16 protein-coding genes are annotated in these 25,305 nt (G+C 65.5%); 10 read left to right on the top strand and 6 right to left on the bottom strand.

The genetic code is table 11. The annotated features are described in order from the left end of the window. Window positions 1-123 precede the first annotated feature (123 nt). The 6 genes from AB5I78_RS13875 to AB5I78_RS13850 form a co-directional block, all read right to left on the bottom strand. A complete protein-coding gene (locus AB5I78_RS13875) occupies window positions 124-1,812 on the bottom strand; it encodes an ABC transporter ATP-binding protein (protein WP_369302234.1) in 1,689 nt (562 codons plus the stop codon). After that, complete coding sequence (locus AB5I78_RS13870; RefSeq protein WP_369302235.1) at window positions 1,809-3,536, bottom strand: ABC transporter ATP-binding protein; 1,728 nt, start codon at window positions 3,534-3,536, stop codon at window positions 1,809-1,811. Before AB5I78_RS13870 ends, AB5I78_RS13875 begins: the two co-directional genes overlap by 4 nt. Next, a complete protein-coding gene (locus tag AB5I78_RS13865) occupies window positions 3,533-4,582 on the bottom strand; it encodes a Gfo/Idh/MocA family oxidoreductase (RefSeq protein WP_369302236.1) in 1,050 nt (349 codons plus the stop codon). Before AB5I78_RS13865 ends, AB5I78_RS13870 begins: the two co-directional genes overlap by 4 nt. Then, window positions 4,579-9,906 carry an amino acid adenylation domain-containing protein gene (locus AB5I78_RS13860; protein WP_369302237.1) on the bottom strand — a complete coding sequence of 1,776 codons (5,328 nt, stop codon included), beginning with the start codon at window positions 9,904-9,906 and terminating at the stop codon, window positions 4,579-4,581. Before AB5I78_RS13860 ends, AB5I78_RS13865 begins: the two co-directional genes overlap by 4 nt. Further along, a complete protein-coding gene (locus tag AB5I78_RS13855) occupies window positions 9,903-14,171 on the bottom strand; it encodes an amino acid adenylation domain-containing protein (protein ID WP_369302238.1) in 4,269 nt (1,422 codons plus the stop codon). Before AB5I78_RS13855 ends, AB5I78_RS13860 begins: the two co-directional genes overlap by 4 nt. A gap of 155 nt (window positions 14,172-14,326) precedes the next feature. After that, window positions 14,327-15,220, bottom strand: a complete 894-nt coding sequence (locus tag AB5I78_RS13850; RefSeq protein WP_145160513.1) for a helix-turn-helix transcriptional regulator — start codon at window positions 15,218-15,220, stop codon at window positions 14,327-14,329. A 224-nt stretch (window positions 15,221-15,444) separates the two neighbouring features. Here AB5I78_RS13850 and AB5I78_RS13845 point away from each other — a divergent pair, with 224 nt between their 5' ends. From AB5I78_RS13845 to AB5I78_RS13800, 10 genes are all read left to right on the top strand, one after another. Beyond that, window positions 15,445-17,100, top strand: coding sequence for a (2,3-dihydroxybenzoyl)adenylate synthase (locus AB5I78_RS13845; RefSeq protein WP_369302239.1), 1,656 nt, complete (start codon window positions 15,445-15,447; stop codon window positions 17,098-17,100). Further along, the gene (locus AB5I78_RS13840; RefSeq protein ID WP_369302240.1) at window positions 17,097-17,852 is read left to right on the top strand and encodes a thioesterase II family protein; all 756 of its coding nucleotides are present in this window, start codon (window positions 17,097-17,099) and stop codon (window positions 17,850-17,852) included. The genes AB5I78_RS13845 and AB5I78_RS13840 overlap by 4 nt, the downstream gene beginning before the upstream one ends. Next, window positions 17,852-18,157: an isochorismate lyase gene (locus AB5I78_RS13835; protein WP_145160509.1), complete on the top strand. Its 306-nt coding sequence runs from the start codon at window positions 17,852-17,854 to the stop codon at window positions 18,155-18,157. The genes AB5I78_RS13840 and AB5I78_RS13835 overlap by 1 nt, the downstream gene beginning before the upstream one ends. After that, window positions 18,154-19,548: an isochorismate synthase gene (locus AB5I78_RS13830; RefSeq protein ID WP_369302241.1), complete on the top strand. Its 1,395-nt coding sequence runs from the start codon at window positions 18,154-18,156 to the stop codon at window positions 19,546-19,548. Before AB5I78_RS13835 ends, AB5I78_RS13830 begins: the two co-directional genes overlap by 4 nt. A gap of 84 nt (window positions 19,549-19,632) precedes the next feature. Continuing rightward, a complete protein-coding gene (locus AB5I78_RS13825; RefSeq protein WP_242196949.1) occupies window positions 19,633-20,361 on the top strand; it encodes an AraC family transcriptional regulator in 729 nt (242 codons plus the stop codon). Between the two features lie 183 nt (window positions 20,362-20,544). Next, window positions 20,545-21,609 (top strand): SDR family oxidoreductase, encoded by a 1,065-nt coding sequence (locus AB5I78_RS13820; RefSeq protein ID WP_369302242.1) that lies wholly within the window; start codon window positions 20,545-20,547, stop codon window positions 21,607-21,609. Further along, window positions 21,606-22,874 carry an aspartate aminotransferase family protein gene (locus AB5I78_RS13815; protein ID WP_369302243.1) on the top strand — a complete coding sequence of 423 codons (1,269 nt, stop codon included), beginning with the start codon at window positions 21,606-21,608 and terminating at the stop codon, window positions 22,872-22,874. Before AB5I78_RS13820 ends, AB5I78_RS13815 begins: the two co-directional genes overlap by 4 nt. Before the next feature lie 16 nt (window positions 22,875-22,890). Then, window positions 22,891-23,334 carry a type II toxin-antitoxin system RatA family toxin gene (locus tag AB5I78_RS13810; RefSeq protein WP_145160499.1) on the top strand — a complete coding sequence of 148 codons (444 nt, stop codon included), beginning with the start codon at window positions 22,891-22,893 and terminating at the stop codon, window positions 23,332-23,334. A gap of 3 nt (window positions 23,335-23,337) precedes the next feature. Further along, the gene (locus tag AB5I78_RS13805; RefSeq protein ID WP_369302244.1) at window positions 23,338-24,480 is read left to right on the top strand and encodes an acyl-CoA dehydrogenase; all 1,143 of its coding nucleotides are present in this window, start codon (window positions 23,338-23,340) and stop codon (window positions 24,478-24,480) included. Continuing rightward, the gene (locus AB5I78_RS13800) at window positions 24,477-25,304 is read left to right on the top strand and encodes an SDR family NAD(P)-dependent oxidoreductase (protein ID WP_369302245.1); all 828 of its coding nucleotides are present in this window, start codon (window positions 24,477-24,479) and stop codon (window positions 25,302-25,304) included. The genes AB5I78_RS13805 and AB5I78_RS13800 overlap by 4 nt, the downstream gene beginning before the upstream one ends. Window position 25,305: the final 1 nt, after the last annotated feature.

Genomic DNA, 25,305 nt, shown 5'->3' with positions numbered 1-25,305 from the left:
CAACCTTTGTTGCTCCCCGGTGTGACATTGCTGCGCCCCATTCGATAATAATTCGCATTAGTATCGTTTAAACGAGCGGGCCGACTTTTCGATTTAGGGACTTTTTCAATGGCTGCCCGGCACTCATTCACCTCGGTGCTGCTCAACGAACTGCGCATACCAGGGGTGTGTAGCGAGCAAATGCTCATGGCTGCCGCAGCCGCTGACACTGCCGTCTTCCAGCACCAGGATCTGGTCGGCATCGCGCACCAGCGTCGGGTTGTGCGACACCAACACCAAGGTGCGCCTGCCGTGCAGCGCCTGCAGGCTGCGATTGACCCGTGCCTCGCTGCGCGCATCGAGGCTGGCGGTGGGTTCGTCCAGCAGCAGGACCGGCGCCTGTGACAGCAACGCACGCGCCAGGCCAACCCTTTGCCGTTGGCCGCCGGACAGCAATGCGCCGCCCGGCCCCACTTCACTGTGCCAACCCTCCGGCAGGCGGCTGAGGACGTCGTCCAGTGCAGCGTCCCGAGCGGCTTGCTGCAATTGCGCGGGCGTGGCGCGCGGCCGCGCCATGCTCACGTTCCACAGCAGGCTGCCGGCGAACAGGCCGCTGTCCTGGAACACCTGGGTCATGTGCTGGGCCAGGGTGTGTTCGCTTATCTGGCGGATGTCCACCTGGCCGAGGCGCACTTGCCCGGTCTGCGGGTCCATGCCGCGGCCCAGCAAGGCCAGCAAGGTGCTTTTGCCCGCCCCCGAGGGCCCGACGATTGCCGTGAACGTGCCCGCCGCGCAATGCACATCGAGGTCCTTGAGCAGGTGCTCGCCCGCCTCGCCGAAGCTGTTCAGGCGCTGCCCTTCCAGGCTCGCATCCTGCGGTTGCTCACCGGGTTGCGGGCTGTGCAACGTCGGCGCCGCCAACACCGCCAAGACTTGCGAGAGCGCCTGCCAGGCCATGCGCAAGGCCTGGTCCAGATACGCCAGTTGCGACAGCGGCTCGATAAAGCGCACCAGCAGCACCAGCACCGCCACCAGCAGCGCGCCGGATAAATGCCCCGCGGGCACCGCCAGCACGCCGCCTGCCAGCACCAGCGCAAACACCATCTGCACCGCGGCGGCAAACCCGAGGCCGGCGGGCAACCCCCGGCGATTGAGCTTGCGCGTCGCCTGGTGCTGCTCATGCAGCGCCTCGCGCAGGGCCCGTTGGCCCAGGCTGGCGTCGCCGGCACTGCGGATCAACGCCTGTTGCTGCGCGAACGCCTGCAGCAGCCGCGCGGCGTGGCGGTCCACGGCCTGACGCTGTTGCTCAAGATCCAGGCTGCGCCGCCCGGCCCAACGTAAAAGGCCGAACAGCGGCAGGTACGCCAGCGCCAACACCAGCGCCACACGCGGCTCGATAAAGAACAGTCCCAGCACCACCACCGTTGGCGTCACCAGTGCGGTGACCAACGGTGCCAGCAGGTGCGCGGGAATGCCCATGCTGTTGAACACCGGCCCGCTCACCAGCCCTTCCAGCTGGCCTCGACGGGTCAGCGGCAGGCGCGGCAAGTGTTGCACCAACTGCCATACCAGGCCCGCAGCTAACCCGGCACCGGCCAGATAACCACGGCGCTGCGCGACGTAACTGACGCCCGCCTGCAGCAGCGTCAACCCCAGCAGCACCAGCACGCTCGACTGCAAGTTCTGGTGCTCGAACCAGGCCAGTATCAACGGCACCAGCGCCAAGCCCGCCAAGCCATCGAGGACGGCGGCCAGCAGTATCCACACCAAGGCGCCGCGCAGCGCGCGCCGGGCGAGGTCGGGCAAATGACGCAACAGCGAAACAACACTCATGACACGGGCTCCAGTTGATCGGCGTTCGAGGTTTGCTCGTTCCAGAGCTGTCGGTAGAGGCCGTCCATGGCCAACAGGTCCGCATGGCGCCCGCGTTGCACGATGCGCCCGTCACTGAGCACCAGAATCTGCTCGGCATGGCGGATTGTTTCCAGGCGATGGGCGATGATCAGCCGCGTACGCCCGGCCGCGTCGTTGTGCAGGGCGGCGCGCAGTGCGCGCTCGGTGTGCGGGTCGGTGGCGGACGTGGGTTCATCCAGCAACATGATCGGCGCAGGCGACAGCAGCGCCCGCGCAATCGCCAGGCGCTGTAACTCGCCACCGGACAAGCGCACGTCTTCGTCCACCACGCTGGCGTAGCCCTTGGGCAACCCCATGATCCAGGCGTCCAGGCAAGCGGCCTTGGCAACGCGGCGAACCTGCGCGTGACTGGCGTCGGGTTGATACAACGCGATGTTCTGCGCCAGCGACAGGCGCAACGCACCCGCCTGCTGGAACACCAGCGCCAGGTGCTGTTGCAGCGCACGACTGGCGATCTGCCGAACATCCACCCCGCCCACGCGGACTTGCCCGCTGTCCACGTCCATAAAGCGTGCGATCAACCCGGCCAGGGTGCTTTTACCCGCACCCGACGGCCCCACCAGCGCGGTCGTGGTGCCGGGTTCCAGGCGCAACGTAATCGAGTTGAGGACCGGCACGTCACCGTGGGAGAAACTCACCTCAAGCATCTCCACGCTGGCATCCCTGGGCAATTGCGGCGCCTCGGGCTCGGCCAGCGGTGGCGTCGTCAAAACGGCCTGCAAACGCCGGGCACTTTCGCCTGCCGAGTTAAGCGCATCAAAACCGTGCCCCATCGCCAGCACCGGCGCCGCCATCGCACGCACCAACAATAAAAAGCCGCAGACTTGCGCCGCTCCCACATCCGCCACCCCGATCAACAACGCGCCAAGCACTACCCAGGCCAACAGCCACGGCGCGCTCAGCAGCACCTGGATCAACGCCGCCAAGTGTCCTGCACGGCTTACCCAGTGGCTGAAGCGCTGATCAAACTGCTGCACCGCCTCCTGCACACGGCGATGAATACCCGCATCCGGAAATTGCCGGACCAGACCGAGGTTGCTGGCAAACTGGCTGTAGTCGCTGAACAGGCGCTGGATCGCGCCGTTTCGCTGCGCCACCGCTTCGCGGTAATGCGCCGAGCCCAGACGCCAATAACCCAGCGCCCCCAACGCCAGCGGCAGCAAGCACCAGAGCGCCAGACCGCTGTTGCTCCACAGCAGATACCCGAAGGTCGCCAGGGGGATCAGCAGCAGGTTGACCAAGTCGGTCGGCGCATGCCCAACCAACTGATGCAGCGCCCGCACATCCTGCTCGGCATAACGGGTCACGCCCTCCGGTCCCAGCCGGGCGAACCAGCCCAGCGGCAGCCGCTGCAGATGCTCGGCGAGGCGCACGCGCAGGCGGTCGCAGAGGTCGGCATCCACCTGATGAGTCAGGTGCAGCGCCAGGGTCTGGCCACACAACCACACGGCAGATGCCACCACCGCCAGCACCACCCAGGCCATGGCCGACGCCGCCAGCGGCGGCGCCTGGCGCAGGCTGTCGGCCAAGTGCGCCAGCGCGATCAGTGGCAGCAGCGAACAGATCCCGGCGACCGCCTGCAACGCGACCGCCAGGTATAAGCGCCCACGAAACGGGCGCAGGATTTCGCGCAGAGGGCTCATCGAATGCACTCCAGCGCCTGGGCCAGGTTGGCAGCGGGCAATGTCTGCGTCGGCTGCTGCGGAAAACCGATAGCTGCCGTCACCTGCTGCCACAGCCCGACCACTTCCAGGCTGCGCTGCTGCAGACGCGCCAGGCCAACACCGGTGATCAAAGGTTGCAGCGCGCTGGCGGCGGCGGCCGGCCAGATGCTGCGGTAAACCTGCGCCCAATCCGGCGCGGCGGCCTCCAGCACCTCGGCGCAGGGCAACGGCTGGCCGGCCAACGGGCCGAACAGGTCGAACACGCCCTCGGCGCCCTCCTGCGGCGCGCGCACGGCGGGCATCCACAGCAGCGGCCCGTGGGGCGACGCCAGTAACAGCGTGCCGCTGTCGGTGGCGATGCTCAGGCGCAGCAACATCTGCATGCGCCCGTCATCATTGGCGGCCAGTTCGTTGAGTACGCGCAGCGACACCGGCACCTGCGCCATCACCAGGCTGATATCGCGCCAGGCCGAGAGTGCCGGCGCCACACAGTCCACGGACCACGGCCCCACCGACTCCAGCAGCGCCGCCAACACGTCCAGCGTCGCGTAGCAGACTTGCACTGCGCAGCTGGCCTCGATATGCCGGATGCCCTGCTGGCGATGCAGCTGCCGCGCCAGTTCGATAAAGCGCGCCACGCACGGCAGCTGCGGGTAAAAACTGTTGAGCAGGCAGCGCCGTTGCAGGCGGCTCGCCGTGCGCAGCACCTCGTGCAGTTCCTGGGGCAACAGCGGATGCTCTATCAGCACATGCATGCCGCGCTCCATCAGCGCTTGTGCCACGGCCGGGCCCTGCTCTCCCCGCGCTGCACCGCCCACCGCGACGCACGCCAGGCGCGTGTCGGTCGGCACTTGTTCAAGGGCGTCGAAACTCGGCACTTCCAGATACCGCGCCAGCGCTTGGGATCGCCGACTGCCCTGCCCCAGCACGCCGACCAGCTCCAAGTGCTCGGCGGCGGCAACCCCAGCCGCATAGAACTGGCCGAAGCGCGAGCCCACCACCAGGGTTTTCAATGCGAACGTCATGGATGTTCCTCCAGCAAATAACGACTCAGCCCGGCGTTCAGGCATTCAAAGTGATTGCCGCGCAGCGTGTGTACCGTCAACGGTGCGAGCGACGCCGCCTGCCACCAGGCCTGCAAACTGGCGTGATGATCGGGGATCATCGGGTTGGCAACACTGGGCACAAACAGGCGGATGGCGCCCACATACGGCGCGCCGTCGCTGTAGTGACTGGCGTGAACGGAATGCACAAACACGCGATACAGCTGCTCATCGGCCATGCCTTGCGCCGCCGCGAGCACGCGGGCCTTGAGCAAGCCCACATCCAGGTTCAGCCCCGCCGGGGCTTGCAGTTGTTCGGCAGACGGCAAGCCGAGCGCCGCACCGTCCAGCCCAAGGGTGGCGGCGAAGCTGTAGAGCATCAGCACTTCATCGTCGACCAGATACGGAATGCGGTAGCTGGACACAATGTCTACCTGACGCACCTCGGCGCCCAGTTGCAGCAAAGCCTTGGCCAGTTCCAGGGTCACCAGCCCGCCGGAACAGTAACCGAGCAGATCGAAGCTGCGCCGGCCGCTGTCCCACAGCGCCTGGGCGTAACGCTTGCCCAAGGTCGCGTTGACATGCTCGGCAGGCAGGCGCAAATAGTGGTCGCTGTCGTGCACCGCCAGCCCCAGCAACGGGCCGCTACCGGCCAGTTCAGCGATCAACGTGCGATACGGCAACAAGGTGCCGAGCCCTTCGTGCACCAGCACACGTGCGGTGCCTTCGCCGCCGACCAACTCCGTCAACGCGTCCACACGCAGGCGCCCACCCAGCGGCGCCCGGCGCGTATCCGGCACTGGCGCCGGCGCCGCTTTCGGCGCGTCACTGCTCGACTCACTGCGCAAACGCTGGGCCAGGCCTTGCGGGGTCGGCTGGCTCAGCGCCCACCGCAACAAACGGTCGAAGGGTTGCGCCTGCGCCAACGGTTCCTGTTCGCGCAGCCCCGCGATCAACTGGGCGATGAGCAGCGAGTCGCCGCCGGCCGCAAAGAAATCCTGATCCGGAGACAGACCACTGCAATCAAGCACCCGCTCCCAGTGCGTGATCAAGCGCTGCACCAGTTCATCGGCGACATCGACCTTCGCGCGCTGCACCGGGCGCAGTTGCCGTTGCTCGGCCTGGGTGATGAGGGCGCGGCGGTCGATCTTGCCATTGGCCGTGACCGGCAACCGGTCGAGCACCCGCACCTGCGCCGGCACCATGTAACGCGGCACCCGCTCGGCGATAAATGCCAGCAAGGTGTCTGCACTGAGCAATGGGCGGTCGGTTTTCACGCGGGCGACCAGCACGTCGTAGCCCAACAGCTTCAACACGCTGTCGGCGGGCGCCAGCGACTCAGCCTGATCGCCGGCCTCGCTGTTCAGCCACGCCAGCCACTGGGCGGTGTGCACAAACAGTTGCCCATTGGTCGCGCGCACATCCTCGGGCGTCTCCATCATCAGGCTTTGGCTGATGCTGATTTCGCGGTGTTCACGCGTCAGTTCCTGAATCACCAGCCATGCATCGGCCTGCAGCAGTTGGCGTAAACCGGCCAACAGGCGCGGTGTGTCGAGGGCATTGTTCAATGCACCGGAACTGAGCAGCAGGTCCAGGGACCCGGCCGGCAACCCTTGTTCACAGGCGGGTTTGTTCATGTCGAACGGCATGAAACGCACCCACGGATACGCAGCAAAACGCTCGCGGGCCGCGTTGAGGAAGTAGCTCGACACGTCGGAAAACACGTAGTCGATCTGCACCCCGGCCGCCACCCACGGTGCCAGCGCCGGAATAATCAGCGCACTCGCCGCACCGGTGCCGGCGCCCACTTCGAGGATGCGCCAGCGCCGCTGGCCCTGACGCGCGACAATCGCGCTCACCGCCTCGGCCATCGCCCGGTGCAGTACCTGGGCGTGTTGACCGCGGCTGTACATGGCCTCGGCAATGTGCGCCGAACCCTGCGGAAACATCAGGCTGGCCGGGCTCAGGCGCCCGTCAAGTTGCTCGGCCAGGCGGGTCGCGCTGCCGCGCAGGTAATCCACCAGGGCTGCCGGCCACAGAGCGGCCGGTGCCAGCCGGGCGAACTGCGCCCACGCCTGCGCTTGATCGAAAACAGCGACCTGACAGCGCCAGCCATCACCGTCGGTTTGCAGATAGCCGCTCTCGACCAGCAGCGTCAGCCAATGTCGCAACAGGCGATGCTGGCCGGGTTGAAGCTTCAACGCCTGGCACAGCGACGCAAATGCCAGGTGCTGGCCTGGCAGCAACAATCCGCTGCCCGCCAACCAGTGCAGCAGCGAAGCGTCGGCCGCGCGGTCCAGCGCGAGCAATGCCGCCTCGATGTCGGCACGCGGGCCGAAATCGGCTTGCTCAAGGGTGTGGCGCGCCGGGCGCAGGACCTCGTGCAGCTCATCGCGCAGCTGTGGCGCCGGCGCGCCGGTGTGCAGGGTGACGAAACTGCACAACGAGCGCTCGTGACGCTCGCCCAGCAACACCGTGGTACTCGCGGCAATCTGCGGATGGGCCAGCCAGCCCGCATCGATTTCAGCCAGCTCGATGCGGTGGCCGCGAATCTTCACCTGATCGTCCTGGCGGCCAAGAAACTCGATCAGGCCATCGCCATTGAGGTAGCGCCCCTGGTCGCCGGTGCGATACAGGCGGCGCCCGCTGGCATGCGTGATAAAGCGTTCGGCGCTGCGTTGCGGGTCTTCGGCGTAGCCCAGGGCCAGGCCCAGACCACCGATATGGATCTCGCCGCGCACGCCCACCGGGCATTGGCGGCCGAGGGTATCGAGCACTTCCAGGGTCTGGTGTTTCAGGGCGCGCCCGTAAGGAATGCTTGGCAAGGCGGTGTCCGCCGGGCGAATGCGATGCTCCACCGACCAGATCGCCGCTTCGGTGGCGCCGCCCAGGCTGAACAGTTGGCTGTCGGACCAGCGCTGCCACCAACGGGTGGGCAACGTGGTGGGAATCCAGTCCCCCGACCACATGACACACCGCGGCCCGGGAATTGTTGCCGGCTCGGTCTCCAGGTAATCCACCAGCATCTGCCCTTGCGCCGGCACCGAGTTCCACAGCGTGATGCCGTGCTCCTGCATCAATTGCGCCCAGTGCGAAGGGTCGGCGCCGCGTTCCGGATCAGGCAGGACCACGTGCGCACCGACGGCCGTGGCGCCGAAAAAGTCGTACACCGACAGGTCGAAACTCAACTCTGCCAGGCCCAGCACGCAGTCGTCGGCGTTCACCGCGTAGCGTTGGTTGATATCCTCAAGGGTGTTGACCACCGCGCCGTGGCTGAGCATCACGCCCTTGGGCGTGCCCGTGGAGCCAGAGGTGTAGATGATGTAGGCCAGCGCCTCGGCCGCCACCCCTACCGGCTCGCGGGTTGGCCAACGCGGGTCGGGCCGGAGGCTGTCGATGGAAATGCGCGGCAGCTCAAGCGCGTCCGGCAATGCCTGCGCGTGCAGGGTGATCACGGCGTCAATGCCAGCGTCACGCAGGATCGCTTCACGGCGCAGGGCGGGCTGGCGAATGTCCACCGGCACATAGGCCGCGCCCATCTGGGTAATGCCCATGACCGCCATCAGTTGCCAGGCACTTTTGGGCAGCATCACCGCCACCCGCGCACCGCGCTCGACCCCGAGCGCTTCCAGGGCCGCGCGCACGGCCGCGGCGTGTTGGGCCACCTGGCGGTAGCTGTAGCGGCCGTCGCGATCGCTGATCACCGTGGCATCGGGTGTGCGCACGGCCTGTTGAGCGAAGCCGGCGGCGATGTTGCGGGCCGGGGCGCTGGCCTCGATCTGCGGGGTTGCCGCTTGCGCGGGCAACACGATGTCGCCACGCGCCTGCCACAGCTGTGGGTCCGCGGCCAGACGTTGCAGCAGGTCGACATAGGCCTCGAACATCTGTGCGGCCATGCCGTCCGGCAGCACACCGACGCGCACGTCCCAGCCAATCTGCAAGCCGCCGTACTGGTCGCTGACCTGGCAGTCGATCCAAACCTGCGGGGTCTGGCTGATCATGTAGCTGGGCGGCTGCAACAGTCGCCCGGCATCGCCGAGCAAGCGTTCGACGCTGCCGATGCCACTGGTGAACACCACCGGCATCAGGTCGGCGCCACGCCCCTGCACCCGCGCCAGCTCGCGCAATACGTCAACGCCGGTGAAGCGGCTGTGGTCGAGGTCATCAAACAGCTGCGCACCGATACGCCGCGCGCGCTGCACGAAACTTGCGCCCTCGGCGCCGTGCACGGCGAGCAGGCTCAGGGCGGTGAAATCACCGATCACCTGGCCCAGTTGCGGGTGCAGGTTCGGGCGGTTGAGCACCGTGAGGTTCAGGCAAAAGTCCGGGCTTTGGCTCCAGCGGCCGATCACTTCGGCAAATGCGGCCAGGGTCACGCCCGCGGCACTCAGGCCCTGGGCGCTGGCGAGGGAACACAGGGTGTTCCATTGCTCGGTACCGAGCACGCCGTGGTGGTGAATAAAGCGCGTCGAGCCCAGGCCCGCGTGCTCGCTCAACGGCAGGTCCGGGCGGCCGGGCAGGCTGTCCAGGCGTGCCAGCCACCAGGTTTTGTCGGCGTGCCAGGCGGCGCTGGTGCGCGCGTGTTGTTCGTGCTGCAAATAGTCGCGAAACGTCGCCTCCAGCACCGGCCAATGGCGCGTCGGTTCAAGGTAACGCTGGGTCCATTCCACCAGCAACAGTTGCAGGCTGGCGTAATCAAGCAAGGTGAAATCCACCGAACAATGCACAATCGCCTGCTCGCGACCCAGGCTCACTTCGGGCAGCAGGATCGGCCATTGATCAAGCGCGTGGCAGGCATGGTCCAGGCGTGTACGCAGCGCTTGCAGGTGCGCTTCGAAGGCCTCTGGAGTGGCCTGGCGCAGGTCATGCACCGGCAATGATTGCCATGCCACCTGGGCCTGCACGCATTGACGGCTGTTGTCTTGCACCACCGCGCGCAGCATCGGGTGGCGTTGCACCAGCGCGTTCCAGGCCTGGGTCAGTTGTTCGGTATCGACATTCGCCGGCCATGGGTATTCGACGTACAAGTGGCACGCATTGCCGCCGTAGTCGAACGCCGGGTTGCGCCCCAGTACGTAGGCGCCCTGCACCGCGCTCAGGGCGAACGGTTGCAGCGCCTGTTCCGGCTGCGCCTGCCAGTCCTGCGGCGAGAGATGCACCATCAAGGCCTCACGCTGGGCGCGAATACGCTCGGCCAAGGCTGAGTCCAGCGCGCCTTCGGGGGCGCGAAAATGCAGTTTGCCCGCAGTGGCCCAGAGTTCAATCTGACGCTCACGGCAGAGGTGCAGCAAATCATCCAGGCTCATAACACGCCCTCCTCGATGGCCACGTCGTCACTGCGCAGCAGCAGCGCGGCCATGCCGGCCAGGGTCGGTTGCAGATAAAAGTCGCCCATGCGCAGGCTCACGCCCACCTGTTCACGCACGCTGGCCAGCAAGCGAGTTGCCAGCAGGCTGTCGCCGCCAAGGCTGAAAAAACTCGCGTGGGCGCTGTGCACCGGCCGCCCCAGGATGGCTTCCCAACAGGCCGCCAGTGGCAACAGGTCGGTGCTCAATGCGGCGTCTTCGTGGTGGGCAGGCTGGAGGCGTTGCCACGCGTCGCCGAGGTTGGCCTGCAGGCGCGTACGGTCGATTTTGCCGTTGGCATTCAGGGCAAAACGCGGCACGCACCACAGGTGTTCCGGGCGCATCGCCTGGGGCAAACGCTGTTGCAGCCAGTGGTTGAGGCTTTCGCAGGTCAAACCCTCGCCTGCTGCCTGGGCACTCACCAGCACCATCGCGGGGTTTTGCCACAGGCATGCCAAATGGCTGAAGCCGCTCTGGCCGAGCCGTTGCGTCAGCGCTTGAGCGCCCGGCAATACCGGCTCACGCGTATCCAACAATGCCGCACTGACCAGCCGCAATGGCGAGTCGCGCAGCAGGTCTGCCAATAGCAGCTGGCCGTGCGGTTTGAGCAATGCCTGCGCCAGGTTCAAGCCATCGGCCGGCTGGGCGTAGCTGTGCAGCGCCGCGAAGCTGATCACCACGTCGTACTGCGACCAGTGCTCAGCAGGCAATACGCCGTCCACCACCTGCTGGCTCGCCACGCGCTGGCGCTGGCCGGCAGCGGCCGCCAGCAGGCCGGCGCTGGTGTCGAACACGGTCAGTTGCAGGTCGCGTGAGCGTGCGTGGTTCAGCCATTGGTCCAGCAATTGCCCACCGCGCACATCCAGTACCGCCACCTTCAGCGGTGTGGCGTGCTGCTGGAGGGCCCGGCTCATGGCGTCCAGCACCTGACGACCGGCTGGCAGGTTCAAGGCCATGGCCTGAGGCGCCAGCAACGGGTCGAACAGCACCTGCGCGGCGCCGTCTTCACTGCGCAACAGCACCTGCAATGCGCCGACCATGCGGTGCAGGTCGGCTTCGCGCCAACCCAGCTGCGCCACTGCATCGCTCAGGCTGATGGACTCGACGTAGCCAGCGAGCCACGCGCGCCAGGTGTCGAGCAGCGCACTGGGCGGCGGGTCTTGCAGCAGGCGTTGCAGCAGCTCAGCCGTGACGCGGTGTTCGGCTGCCAGGCTGTCATCCAGCATCGACTGCGCGGGCAGCGCCTGAACCGGCACACAGCCGGCGTTGATCACCACCGCCGCGCCAAGGCTGCCGTGCACCACGGCGGCACAGGCGCTGTCGATCAGCGGATGCGCCGTGAGCGCGGCTTCGATCTCGCCCAGTTCGATACGCTGCCCGCGCACTTTGACCTGCTGGTCCATGCGCCCAAGAAACTCAATGGTGCCGTCGCTCCAGAAGCGCCCGCGATCGCCGGTGTAATACCAGCGTCCGCGCGCATCACTGCGAAAACGCTGGGCGGTGAGCACCGGGTCATTGCGATAACCACGGGCCAGGCTCGCGCCGCCAATCAGCAGTTGCCCGATCACCTGGTCCGGCACATCACGCCCGGCGGCGTCCACTACGCGGTAGGCCTGGCCGGCCAAAGGCTTGCCATAAGGAATCGACGGCCAATGCTCGGGCACTTCATCGATGGGTTGCAGGTTCGACCAGATACCCGCCTCGGTCGCGCCGCCCAGGCCGTACACCCGGCACTGCGGTGTGGCGTGGCGGCGCAGGCGTGCGGCAAGGTCCAGGGCGATCCAGTCGCCTGACAGCAACACCGCCCGCAGGCTCTGGTAGTGACAGTGTTGCGTGCCGATGCTCAAGGCCATCTCCAGCAATGCCGGGGCCGAGTTCCACAGGCTTACGCGGTGCTCGCTGATCAGGTGCGCCCAGCGCATGGCATCGCGGGTTTCCTCAGGCGGCAGTAACACCAGGCGCGCGCCCTGCCCCAGCACGCCAAACAGGTCATAGACCGAGAGATCGAAATCCAGCGCCGACACGGCCAGCAGGCAGTCGTGCGGCGTGACGTGCAATTCGGCCTGCACCGCGTCAATCGTGTTCAGCGCCGCCGCGTGGCTGACTTCAACCCCCTTGGGAATGCCGGTGGAACCGGAGGTGTAGATCACGTACGCGCTGGCCTGTGGCGCGGTCTTTTTCGCGGTGGCCAAGGGCGCGCATTGCGCCAGCCGAGCCGGGTCAAGCCACTGCAATGAACTGCCCGCGGGCGGTTGATCGGCAATCACGCGGGTAATCCCCGCCGCCGACTCGATCAGGCTACGCCGTGCGGGCGGTTGCGCGGTGTCCACCGGCACGTAGCAACCGCCGGCCGCCAGCACGCCGAACACGGCGGCAATCTGCCGAGGTCCGCGCGGCAGGCACACTTCAACGGCTTCGCCCTGGCGCATGCCCGCGTCGAGCAAACCGGCTGCCACGCGCAGGGCGTGCTCGGCCAGCTCTTGATACGTCCAGCGTTGCGCACCACAGATCAGCGCCACCGCGTCGGGTTGTGCGGCGCTTTGGCGGAAAAAGTCATCAAGCAAGCCACGCCCCTGGGCCAGCGGCGGCAGGCTGTTCTGCCGGTCGCGCCGCGCCTGTTGCGCCAGCGGCAACAGCACCGGCTGCGGCTGATTCCAGTCGCTGTCGGCGAGGCGCTGCACCAGTTCGATGTAGGCGGTGAACATGGCCGCCAGCACGCCGTCGGGGAAAAGCTCGGTGAGGCTGTCCCAGGCCAGCAGCACACCGTCTTCGACCCGATACAGCTGGTGGTCCAACCACACCTGGGGGGTTTGCGAGAGCATGTCATGCAGGTCGCCGAACACCTCGCGAAAACTCTGCGGTACAAAGCTCGAATCACTCAGGTTGCAGGAAAACACCACCGGCGCCGAACGGGGGTGCCCTTGGCGACGGGCCTCACGCAGCACTTCCAACGCGGGAAACGCTGCGTGGTCGATGGTGGCGTGCAGGTCGCGCTGGAACCGCCGGGCGCCTTCGGCAAACGCTGACTGCGGCGCGTCTTCGCAGGCCACCAGCAGCAAGGTGGTGAAGTCGGCAATCACCTGGTCGACGGCGTGCTGGTCATCGTGGCGGTCGAACAACGGCACGTTGAGCAAAAAATTCGGCTGTTCGCTCCAGCGCGCCAAGACCGCATTGAACGCCGTGGCGAAGACGCTGGGCAAGGTCAGGCCGTGGGCGGTCGCCTGGCGTTGCAGACGTTCGGCTTCCGCCGGGCTGAGCACAAACGCCTGACGGCTGAAGCGTGGTGCGCGGATCGACTCCGGCGCACGGGCCAATGGCAATGCCGGGCCATCGGGCAACTGTGCCAGGCGCTGGCACCAATGTTCGCGGTCGCGCTCATACGCCTCGGCGCGCCGCTGGCGGCGCCGGCTCAGGTAATCGGCAAAGTGCAGTGTGGGCGGCGGCGCCAGCGCGGCCGGTGCCTGGTAGGCCTCACCCAGCTGCGCCATCAACAAGCGCAGGCTTTCCACGTCCACGGCCAACAGGTCGACACTCAGCCATACGCGGTCACGGCCGTCCGGCAACTGCACCAGGCCGACCAGCATCACCTGCCCCGCCTCCACCGCCAGGCACTCATGCGAGCGCCAATCACGCAGCGCCTGCCAGGCCTGGTGTGCGGCGGCTGGCGCATGGTCGCGCCAGGGTTGGTGATCGAACACCGGCAACGCTGGCGCCGCCAGAATCCGCTGCCGACCGTCATTGAAACTTGCCCGCAACATCGTGTGCCGCGCCTGCACACACTTGACCGCCGCTTCCAGGCGCTGCGGATCAATGCCCTGGCAATCGAACTCCAGCCACGCGTGGCAACTGATATTGCCCAGTACCTCGTCCGGCCCGCGCCCCAGCCAGTACGCCTGTTGCACGGCGCTCAGTTCAAAGCTGTCATCCGGCGCTGCCAACGGCGCAGCATCGGTTACCCGGTGGTGCGGCACCTGGCCCTGCAACAATTCCAGCCACGCCGCCAGGCAGGGTTGTGCGCTGAGTTGGGCAAAGTCGATGTGCAAGCCGTGACTGCGCAAACGTTCCTGCAGGTACATCAGGCGGATGGAATCGAGCCCGCAGCCGAGGAGGTTTTCCTCATCGCCCAGGTTGTGGATGTCTGCCGTGGTGGCGCCCAGCAACTGGGCGAGGTGTTCGATCAGCCATGTGCGCAGTGAGGGGGTGTCTGCTGTTGTCAGCTCGCTCATGAAAAGCTTCCTGTGACCCGTCTGGATAAAGTCCCTGGCTCACCAAGATGGAAGCCATTCTCAATTGGAACTCTATCGCAAGCAGGTTTTCAGAAAGCGCTCAGGGCTTTAGATGCACGGGCCTTTTCATTCGATTCAGAGACACCGACCCACGCTCAACGGATCTCGCTGGGTGATACGCCGTAGCGTTTACGAAAGGCAATCGAGAAATGCGCCGGGCTGAACCCCACGCCGTAAGCGACGGTGGAGACGTTGCTTTCCTCGTCGCTGAGCATGCGGTGGGCTTCGCTGAGGCGATGCTCGTGCAGGTAGCCGAACACACTGGTGCCAAACACCTTGCGAAAGCCCGCGGTGAGTTTGCGCGGGCTCATGCCCACATGGCTGGCCAGGGCGTTCAGGCTCGGCGGCTCCAGCAACGAGCGCACCAGGCGATCGCGTGCGGCGTGGACACGCTCCACGTCAGAGGAGGTAATGCGCAGCTTTTGTTCCGGCTGACCCCGTTCACCGAGCAAAAATTGCGCGCTCAGGGCAGTCAGCTCCAGCGCTTTGCCACCCAGGTACAACGAACGGCTCGGGCCCTGCATCGGGCACGTCGCAATCTGTGTGGCAAGCGCCTGCATCGCGCGGGGCGCCGGGCGCACCATCATGTACGGGTCGCCGCCGCCACTGGTCAACAATTTGCGCGGGGCCATGCCGAGGTGGCGGTCGAGGGATTCCAGGTCCAGTTGCACGATGGTGTAGCGCAGCGGCGTGGAGGTGCCATAGATCTGCGACGAGGTGAACTCGCCGTCATTGACGATGGTGCACAGGCTGGGCCCCTTGATCGATTGCTCGCTGTGCCCGGGAATGCGGCACGACAACTCACCGCTCTGCACCAGGATCAATTTGAGGCCGCGCTCCAACGGGTCTTCCACCCAGTTTTCGCTCTGTGACCACAGCGTGCCGGTGACCAACGTCATGTGCGGTTCCAGGTAGACCGTGCCGGGTTGGTTGCCCTTGGGTTCGGCCTGCGTCTCTTGGTGGCTGGGAGCGATGATCGTAATAGTCATTGGGTTTTCCCTTGATCCTTTAAGGCCATTACGCGGGGCCTGACCTGAGTGAGGAGGAGGCTTTTAAACCGTAAACCTCCCTGTTTAAAGCCGCTGTGTATTTCATCTAATGAAAAAGTCACAGGTCCGAAAGCCTTGGCGTTGAGAAGCTGTCGGCGAAAGACAATGATAATAGATCTCATTTGGACACTTGTAGCCAATTATTTCTACAAATAGGGGATTCCATGTCATTGCACACCTGCGCACGCGATTCAGACACCGTTGACGATGCGCCAGACTGGCCCGCCGCGTTCGCCGAACGCTACCGGCAGGCCGGTTACTGGCAAGACCAGACCTTCGCCCAGGCACTGGAGACGGTGGCTGCACGCACCCCATCGGCGATTGCCATCACCGACGGCCCGTTGCATCTGAACTACCGCAGCCTGGCGGACCGTTGCCGGCGCCTGGCCGGCGGATTGCGTGCGCTGGGGGTGGCGGCAGGCGATAACGTGGTGGTGCACTTGCCCAACGGCAGCGCGTTTATCGAAGTGTGCTTCGCGCTGTTCCGCCTCGGCGCCCGGCCGATCCTCGCCCTGCCCGCCCATCGTCAGCACGAGATCGGCGGTTTTTGCAGGTTTGCCCAGGCCACGGCCTACATCGGCTGCGCCGAACTGGACGGCTTCGACTGCCGTGAAATGGCGCGCCAGTTGGCCGCCCAGAGCATGCATCTGCGCCACGTGGTGATCGACGGTGACGCGCAGGCATTCATCGCCTTGAGTGAGCTGTATCACCACGAGCCGCTGGAGCAGGACGCCGGTCAACCTGACGCCGTGGCGTGTTTCCAGCTGTCGGGCGGCACCACCGGCACGCCCAAGCTGATCCCGCGCCGCCACGCCGAATACCTCTATAACGTGCGCGCCAGCAGCGAGGTGTGCGGCCTGGACGCGCACACGGTGTACCTCACCGCGCTGCCCATGGCGCACAACTTCACGCTGTGTTGCCCGGGCGTCATCGGCACCCTGCTGGCCGGTGGGCGCGTGGTGTGTACGCGTCGCTGCGACCCCGAAAGCTGCTTCGCACTGATCAGCGAGCAACGCGTCACCGTCACCGCGCTGGTGCCGCCACTGGCGATGTTATGGCTGGACGCCCAGGCCCAGCGCCAGGCCGACCTGTCGAGCCTGCGCCTGCTGCAGGTCGGCGGCGCGAAGCTGCTCGGCAGCGCAGCGGCACGTGTCACGCCGACCCTGGGCTGCACCTTGCAACAAGTGCTGGGCATGGCCGAGGGCTTGCTGTGTTTTACCCGCCTGGACGATCACCCCGATCACCTGCTGCATACCCAGGGCCGCCCGCTGAGCGCCGATGATGAAATTCGCATTGTCGATGAACACGGCCAAGCGGTGCCCGACGGCGAGGTCGGCGAGCTGCAGGTGCGCGGGCCATACACCATTCGTGGCTATTACCGCCTGCCCGAGCACAATGCCAAGGCGTTTACCGCCGACGGTTTCTATTGCAGCGGTGATCGGGTCCGGCGCACCGCCGACGGTTATCTGGTGGTTGAAGGTCGCGACAAGGACCAGATCAACCGTGGCGGCGAAAAGGTCGCCGCCGAAGAAGTCGAAAACTTGCTGATCAGTCATCCGCAGGTGCACGACGCTGCGCTGGTGGCGATGCCGGATGCGGTGCTGGGCGAATCCACCTGTGCGTTTATCGTCGCACGCGACCCGGCGCCGTCGGCGTTTGCGCTCAAGCAGCACTTGCGTGGCCAGGGCCTGGCCGCGTTCAAGGTGCCGGACCGCATCGAATTCATCGCGCAGTTCCCGCACACCGGCGTGGGCAAAGTCAGCCGCAAGGACCTGCGCGAACGCCTGCGCCAGGCCTGGTTGCAGAGCGCCGCGTCGTGAGCCGCTGGGTCCGCGCCTACCGCCTGACACCCATGCCGCGCTGGCGCCTGGTATGTTTTGCGCATGCCGGGGGCAGTGCGAGTTTCTTTCGTGACTGGGTCAACGCCCTGCCCGCCGACATCGACCTGTTGGCCATCCAGTACCCGGGCCGCGAAGACCGTTTCAGCGAGCCGTGCCTGACTGACATGCAGCGCCTGGCCGACGGCGCCGCCCATGCCTTGCAGGGTTACGCCGACCGGCCACTGGCGTTGTTCGGTCACAGCCTGGGCGCGGTGGTGGCGTATGAAGTGGCCGCACGCCTGGAGCAACGCGCAATCGCTATCGACCACCTGTTCGTGTCCGCCCATCCGGCGCCACACCGCCAGCGCGGCGGGCACCTGCACCTGGGGCCGGATGCGGCGTTGCTCGACGACGTGCGGCGCTTGTCCGAGCGGCCCAACCCATTGCTCGACGACCCGGCCCTGTGCGAACTGTTCCTGCCGGGCCTGCGCAGTGACTACCGCGTGGTTGAAACCTATACCTGCGCGCAACCGCAGCCGCTCAACAGCCGCATCACGGTGTTCTATCCCGAGCAAGACCCGGAAATCGAGCTGGATGAAGCCCATGCCTGGCAAGCCGCCAGTCACCAGCCACTGCACCTGCAGCGCTGGCCCGGCGGCCACTTTTACCTGATCGAGCAACGCCAGGCACTCATCGACGCTATCGCCGCGACGCTGCTGACCCTATCGCCCGCCCTGAAGGAAACCTGTTGATGAAAACACCCGACGCCTGTGATGGCCTGCCGGACATCCGTCACGCCATCGATTCACTGGACCACCAGATCATCGAACTCATGCGTCAACGCATGGCTTACGTCAAAGCCGCTGCACGTTTCAAACCGAGCGAAAGCAGCATTGCCGCGCCTGAACGCGTGGCCCAGATGCTCCCGCAACGCCGCGAATGGGCCGAGCAAGCCGGGCTGGATCCGCACTTCATGGAAACCCTGTTCGCCCAGATCATCCACTGGTACATCGGCCAGCAAGTGCTGCATTGGCGCGCAACGAGAACACCGGCATGAGCGCCTTTACGCAGCTGGAGGGCCATGCCGCCGGCCTGACCGAAGTGTTCGAATGCGCTCGCCAGCGTGCTATCGAACACGGCAAACCCGTGCTGGCCAGTTACGCGCTGAACATCACCGCGCTGGACCTGCTGGCGCTGTTCGAACGTGTCGACGAGCCGCACGCCGAGTGCCTGTTCTGGCGCGCGCCGGAAGATGACAAAAGTCTGTTCGGCTGGGGCGTGGCGGCTGAACTCATCGGCGCCGGTGCTCAACGTTTTGCCACGGTGGATGCGCAATGGCGGGACTGGCTCGAAGGCGCCGTGGTCCACGGCCCATTGGCGCCGACGGTGTGCGGCGGCTTTCGGTTTGATCATCAGGTCAAGGCCAGCCCTGCGTGGCAGGGCTTTGGCGATGCTTCGCTGCTGTTGATGACGCTGTTGCTGGTGCGCGACGGCGATGCCTGCTGGCTGCTGTGCCAACAACGGGTGGCGGCTGACGATGTGGCGCAGCGCTGCTGCGAGCACGTGTTGAATCAATGGAACGCGCTGATGGACCGCTACGCGTCCGGCCCACGCCCCACGGCGGCGCCCCACCACACCCGTGACCAGTGCCTGCCGCGCGCGTGCTGGGAAAGCAAAATCGCCCACGCCCTCGACGTATTGCGCGACACCCCATTGCAAAAGGTGGTGCTGGCGCGGGAAGTGCTCAGTGAGTTTTCCCGGCCTATCAATGCCGGCCGCACCCTGGCGACCCTCGCCAGCAATGACCCCGGCGCTTATTTGTTTGCCTTTCGCCGACACCAGGCGTGCTTCATCGGCGCGTCTCCCGAGCGCCTGGTCAAGCTGCACAATGGCCACCTGCAAACCCTGGCGCTGGCGGGCACCAGCCGCGACCCCAACCCTGAGCACGACACGCAACTGGCGCACGCGCTGCTCGCCTGCGAAAAGAACCAGCACGAACACGCGGTGGTGGTGCAGATCATCCAGCGCGACCTCGCGCCGTGGGTGGCCCCGCTGCAGGTTCCGCCCGCGCCGCATATCAAGCGCCTCAGCCGCGTGCAACACCTGGCCACGCTGATCGAAGGGCCGCTGCACCCGCGGCGCAGTTTGCTGGACATGGTTGCGCTCCTGCACCCGACACCCGCGGTCGGTGGCCATGAACGCCAACAGGCGCTGGAGCATATCCGCCAATTCGAGGGCTTTGATCGTGGCTGGTACGCGGCGCCGCTGGGTTGGCTGGACGCACATGGCAATGGCGAATTCATCGTCGGCCTGCGCAGCGCCCTGTTGAAGGGCAACCAGGCTCGCCTGTTTGCGGGGTGCGGGATCGTGGAGCACTCCGACCCTGCCTGCGAATACGACGAAACCTGCATCAAACTGGCCGGCATGCGGGCGGCGCTGCAACGCTGACTGCGCGCCCGGTGCTTGAATCAAGACCTGTGCAGGCCTACCCTGCACACGGAAAACTCACCCTTCGAGTCAGGAAGACCTTACATGTGGGACGGCAGCGTTACTTTTGGCGATTCATGGGCCGGTTACATCGGTCGCGCGGATCAGAACTCTGCCCATTCCCATGTCGCCATTCAGCTGTGCATCGGCGTGCACCAACCGGTCACCCTGGAGCTGCCCGGCCAGTTGATCCGCGCGGCCGGGGTGATCATCGGCCCCAACGTCGAACACCGCGCCGTGGCCGACAGTCATCCGGTGGCATTTGTGTACGTCAATCCGGACACGCCACTGGGCCGTGCACTCAACGCATTGCTGCAAGACAATGGCATCGCCCTGGCCAGTGACGAACTGCTGGAGTGCTTTCGCGGTACCACGTCCCTGCCCCAGTTTGTCGACGCGCTCGCGCGTTTGCTGGCGATTACGCCGCCCATCGACCAACGCCTCTATAAAGCCTTGAACATCCTGCGCCTGGACCGCGACGGTCCCGGTTCCGTCAGCCGCGCCGCCAATGCGGTCGGCCTGTCCAGCCCGCGCCTGCGGTGTGTGGCGACGCACCAGATGGGCGTTTCCCTGTCCCAATGGATCATCTGGAACAAACTCGAGCGCGCCTCCAAATCCCTGGCCGGCGGCGCCAGCTTGTCGGACGCCGCCGCCGATGGCGGGTTCTCCGACCAGGCGCACCTGGCGCGCATGATGCGCCGCATGATCGGCATGACCCCGCTCACGGCGGCCAAGGTTTTGCGCAAGACAAGCGTTTCGTTCAAGACGCGGTGATATCAAAAGGCCAATATCGATCGCATCTTATTCGCGAAAACGTTAAGCGCTGACAGCCTTCCCCCCAACGCACGTCAGCGCCACCGAAAGTGGATACAAGAGTGTTCGCCAGGGGCACGTGTGCCTGGGATTCGGCGGAACGCACCGTTAATTCTTTCGATGAGTCCGCAGGAAGCGTCCTACATGTCAGAACAGCAAAAATTAACCGTCCTTCTCACAGGAGGCTCGGGCGTACTCGGCGAGTCACTGATCGACTGCCTGGCAGAGGATTTCAACCTGGTCTGCCTGGCGCGCAAAAGCCGCATCCGCCACCCGCAGGTGCAAGTGCTCAGCGGTGATATCTGCCGCCCCCGGCTGGGGCTGGCTGCCGAGGATTATGAAGCGCTGCTGCAGCGCGTCGACTGGGTCATTCACGCCGCAGCGGTTACCCGCATGGATGGCGACATCGACCAGATCTTTTCGGTCAATTACCTGGGTACCGAGAACGTCGTGCGCTTTGTGCAGCAAGCCAAGGTGCCGCTCTACCACATCAGCACCGCCTTCACCCACCCATGTGACTACTACGAAGGCGTGCAGGCCGAGACGCCGTACGAAGTCGCCAAGCGCCAGGCCGAGACGCTGGTGCGTTCTTCCGGTATCGACGTGTCGATTTTTCGCCCGTCAATCATCATCGGCAATTCCGACACCGGGCACATGCCCAACTTCCAGGGTTTTCACATGACCATGGGGCTGATGATGTCCGGCGTGCTGCCTATCGTGCCCTGCCCGCCTGCCGGCTACATCGACCTGATTGCCCGCGACGTGGCGGCGCAGGCAATTGCCAACGCCTTGCACCGGCGCCTGATCGGCGCGGACTACTTCCTCACCAGCGGCCCACAGGCGCTGGACCTCACCGGTCTGCTGGACCTGATGTGCGAGTCCATGCAAGCCCAGGCGCAACCGTTCACACGGCCTCGCTGCATGGCGCCGGACATCTATGAGCGCCTGATCCGGCCGGTGTTTCTGCCGGCACTGACCGGTGCCGTCCAGGCGGCACTGGGCCGCGCCAACCAGCTGTGCCGCTATGCCTGCCTGCGCACGCCGCTGCCCACTTCGTTGCCCGAGTTGCTCGGTGAGCCGGCCTTCGGTGCACGCAACGTCAGCCGCGAATTGTTGCTGTCACTCAATCACTTGGCCCCCAAGCTCGGCGCCTTGACGCGGATGCTCAAACAGCCGGTTCCACCTGTCGCAGAGGCATCCGTGGCATGAACTTGCACCTGACAGAACTGGAACCCGCCGCCGACGCCGCCGCACAGATTGACCAGTATTTTCGCCAGCATGTGAACTCGGGCTACGCACGCCTCGCGTCCTTGATGAACCTGCCGATCGAACACTCAAGCCAGGGCGTCTACATCTATGACAGCCAAGGCCGTCAGTACCTGGATGCCGGCGGCTATGGGGTGTTTTTCCTCGGCCACGGCCATCCGGTTGTCGTGGATGCCGTGACCCGCCAACTGCAGCAAAACGCGCTGGCCAGCAAGCTGTTGCTCAACCCGCAACAAGCCTTGGCCGCGCAAGCGCTGGCAGCGCGTTGCCCGGGCAACCTGGACTATGTGTTCTTTTGCAATTCGGGCGCCGAAGCCACCGAAGCCGGCCTGAAACTCGCCCGGCTTAACGGCTGCCGTCGCACGCTGTCGACGCTCGGCGGTTTCCACGGCAAGACCCTCGGCGCGCTGGCCGTCACCGGCCGTGAAAGCTACCGCGAACCGTTCAGTGGCCTGCTCAGCGAAAGCGCATTCGTGCCGTTCGGCGACAGCGCCGCGCTGGAACAGCAACTGCTCGCCTCGCCGGAAAAAGCCTGCGTGATTCTCGAGCCGATCCAGGCCGAAGCCGGCGTGATCCTGCCGCCACCGGGTTACCTGACGCGGGTACGCGAGCTGTGTGACCAGTACGGCGCCGTGCTGATCATCGACGAAATCCAGTCCGGGCTGGGCCGTACCGGCCATTGGTGGGCGTGCGACCAGGAACAGGTGGTGCCCGACATCATGCTGGTCGGCAAAAGCCTGTCCGGCGGCTGCGTGCCGGTCAGCGCCATGGTCGCCAGCGCGTCCATTTATGCGCCGTTCAACCGCAACCCCACGGTGCACACCTCGACCTTTGGCGCCAACCCGCTGGCCATGGCGGCCGTGCAGGCCACGCTGCAGGTGATGGTGCAAGAGGACCTGGTGGCGCGGGCACGGCTGCTGGGCCAGGACCTGCACGCACGTTTCAGCGCGCTGTTGCAGCGCATGGGCCTGGCCGAGCGCGTCACGTTGCGCAGTGCCGGCTTGCTGCTGGGCTTTGAGTTCAGCGACGCCTCGATCGCCGCGAACATGGTCATGGCCCTGATCGAGCAGCACATCATCGTGTGCCACTCGCTCAATGACCACCGTGTCGTGCGGCTTACACCGTCGCCGTTGCTCACTGCCCAGGACTGCAACTGGTTGATCGAGGGATTCGCCCAGGCGCTCACCACCTCTGTCTCACCCCTTTGATCTTTGGAGTTACCCCATGCAAGAAGTCAATGTCCAGGCACATATCCCCCATGCCTGCGCTGATGAAGTCTTCGCCGTGATCAGCGACTTCAGCCACTACGTCGAGCTGTGCGACTCGGTGCGCAATATCACCATCAACAAGGTCAGCGACGACGTGTCGTTCACCTCTTGGGAGGTCAACTTCCACAGCGGCATTCTCAAGTGGCAGGAGCGCGACACGTTCAACGCCCAGACCCGCGAGATTCACTTTGAGCAAATGGCCGGCGATGTCGATCACTTCTCGGGCACCTGGCAAGTCCTGCCCGATGGCAAGGACGCGATTATCACCTTCACCTCGCGCTTTGACCTGGGCCTGCCGATGCTCGCCGACATGCTCGACCCCGTCGCGCAGAAGGCCATTCGCGAAAACATCCACTCGATCATCACCGGCCTGTTCCCGGCGAGCTACCTGAAGGCCTGAGCCATGTCACTGTCATTGTTAAACCGCTCGCGCGCCTTGCTTGACCGCTACGCCCCGGAATTTGACGCGCGCCTGGCCGTCCTCGCCGTCGCCGAACGCGAAGCGCCCGAGAGCAGCGTTATTGCCCTGTTCAAGCAACACGGTCCGGTCGGGCTGCTGGTCAACCGCGCCGCCGGTGGGCTGGGTGCAGGCATCCTCGATGCCGTGCATGTGCAGATCGCCCTAGGCGCGCGTTCGCCCTCGCTGGCGGTGGCCAGCACCATGCACCAGTTTTCGGTGGCGAGCCTGTTGGCGCTCACCCAAAACGGGGGCGGCGCCGAAGGCCTGTTGCTGGCGGCCGTTGCACAGAACCGTTTGTTGCTGTCCTCGGGGTTTGCCGAGGGCAACTCGGGCGCGGGCATCCTCGACTCGAACATGCAGGCCGTGCACACCCCCGAGGGCGTGTTGCTCAGTGGCAGCAAAAAGCCCTGCTGCCTCGGCCGGTCGATGGACTTGCTCACCGCCAGCTATACCCGCCAGACCCCACAGGGCGAAGAGCTGATGGTGGCGTTGATTCCCGCCAACGCGCCAGGCATCAGCCGCGCGCCGTTCTGGCAGAACAACGCGCTGGCCGCTGCCGAAAGCATCGAGGTACGCCTCAATGAAGTGCTGGTGCCCGAACGCATGCTGTTTTCCGCCGGCTACAAGCACCTGCTGGGCGACGTGCAAACCGTCGGTTTCATCTGGTTCGAACTGTTGATTTGCGCGTCCTACGTGGGTGCCTGCGCCGGCCTGATCGAGACGGTGACCGACGCAGGACGCTGGACCGCGCATCACCGCGTGGACCTGGCGGCCAACCTGCAATTGGCAATCAGCGCGCTGGAAGGCGCGGCGCTGGATATCGAGCGCAACCCCCAGGACCTGCCGAACGTGCTGGCCCGTCTACTGCTGGTGCGTTATGGCATCGAGCAGCTGCTGACCGAGCTGTCGGACCAGGCCCACGCGATGCTCGGCGGCATGGCATTTATCACCAGCAACCAGAGTTCGAATGGCTTGATGGCCTGCCGCGGTCTGCAATTTCACCCGCCGGCGAAGATCTCGATGGCGAGCAACCTCGACACCTATTTGTCCCACTCAACCTTCAGCATCGCCGGAGCGCACCCATGAACCTGCTCGGAAAAATCATCGTCATCAGCGGCTGCGCGCGTGGCCTGGGCCAAGCCGCCGCCCGCAAACTCAAGCAACAAGGCGCCACGGTGATTGGCCTGGACATTCTGGCGCCGCAGGAGCCGGAACTACTGGACGGGTTTTATCAGGTCGACCTGTGCGACCGCAGCGCGCTGGCGTCGGTGATCGGCGCCATCTCCACCGATTTCGGCGACATCGACATTCTGGTCAATAACGCCGGCACGCTGACCCTGGAACGCGGTGAAACCGGCGTCACCGACGAAGTCATCCGCGCAGTGGATGTCAACCTGTTCGCACCGTGGCAGTTGGTGGCCGGGTTCTTGCCGGGGCTGCTGCGCAAACGCGGCAAAGTGGTCAACGTATCCTCGCTGTTCGCCCTGGTGAATGCGCCTTATGTGGCCGCGTACGCCGCCAGCAAACGCGCGTTGAGCGCCTATTCGGACGTGCTGCGCATGCAGTATCGCGGGCAGCTGGATGTGGTCACGGTGTACCCGGGGTTCATCGACACGGCGATTCACTTGCCGGCCCAGCGGGTGGGGCTGTCGGTCAAGCGCCTGGTGACCTTCAAGCGGGGTGACAAGACCCTGCTGTCTCTGGAAGAAAAACTCGACGCAGCCTCTGACGGCCTGGTGCGCGCCTGCCGCACAAACGGTTTGCGCAATCGCGGGCTGACCTTCATGGGCACGCTGGCCATGTACACCGCGCGCATCGCGCCAAGTGTGGTCGACGCCTTTATCGCCATGCGCCTGCGCACGCTCACACGCGGCGGGCACCTGGCGCTCAAACCTGAACTGATCGAGTAAC

It is taken from the genome of Pseudomonas sp. N2-3-1-14, assembly GCF_041228395.1.
Lineage (GTDB): Bacteria > Pseudomonadota > Gammaproteobacteria > Pseudomonadales > Pseudomonadaceae > Aquipseudomonas.
This window is presented reverse-complemented; position numbering and strand designations above follow the sequence as displayed.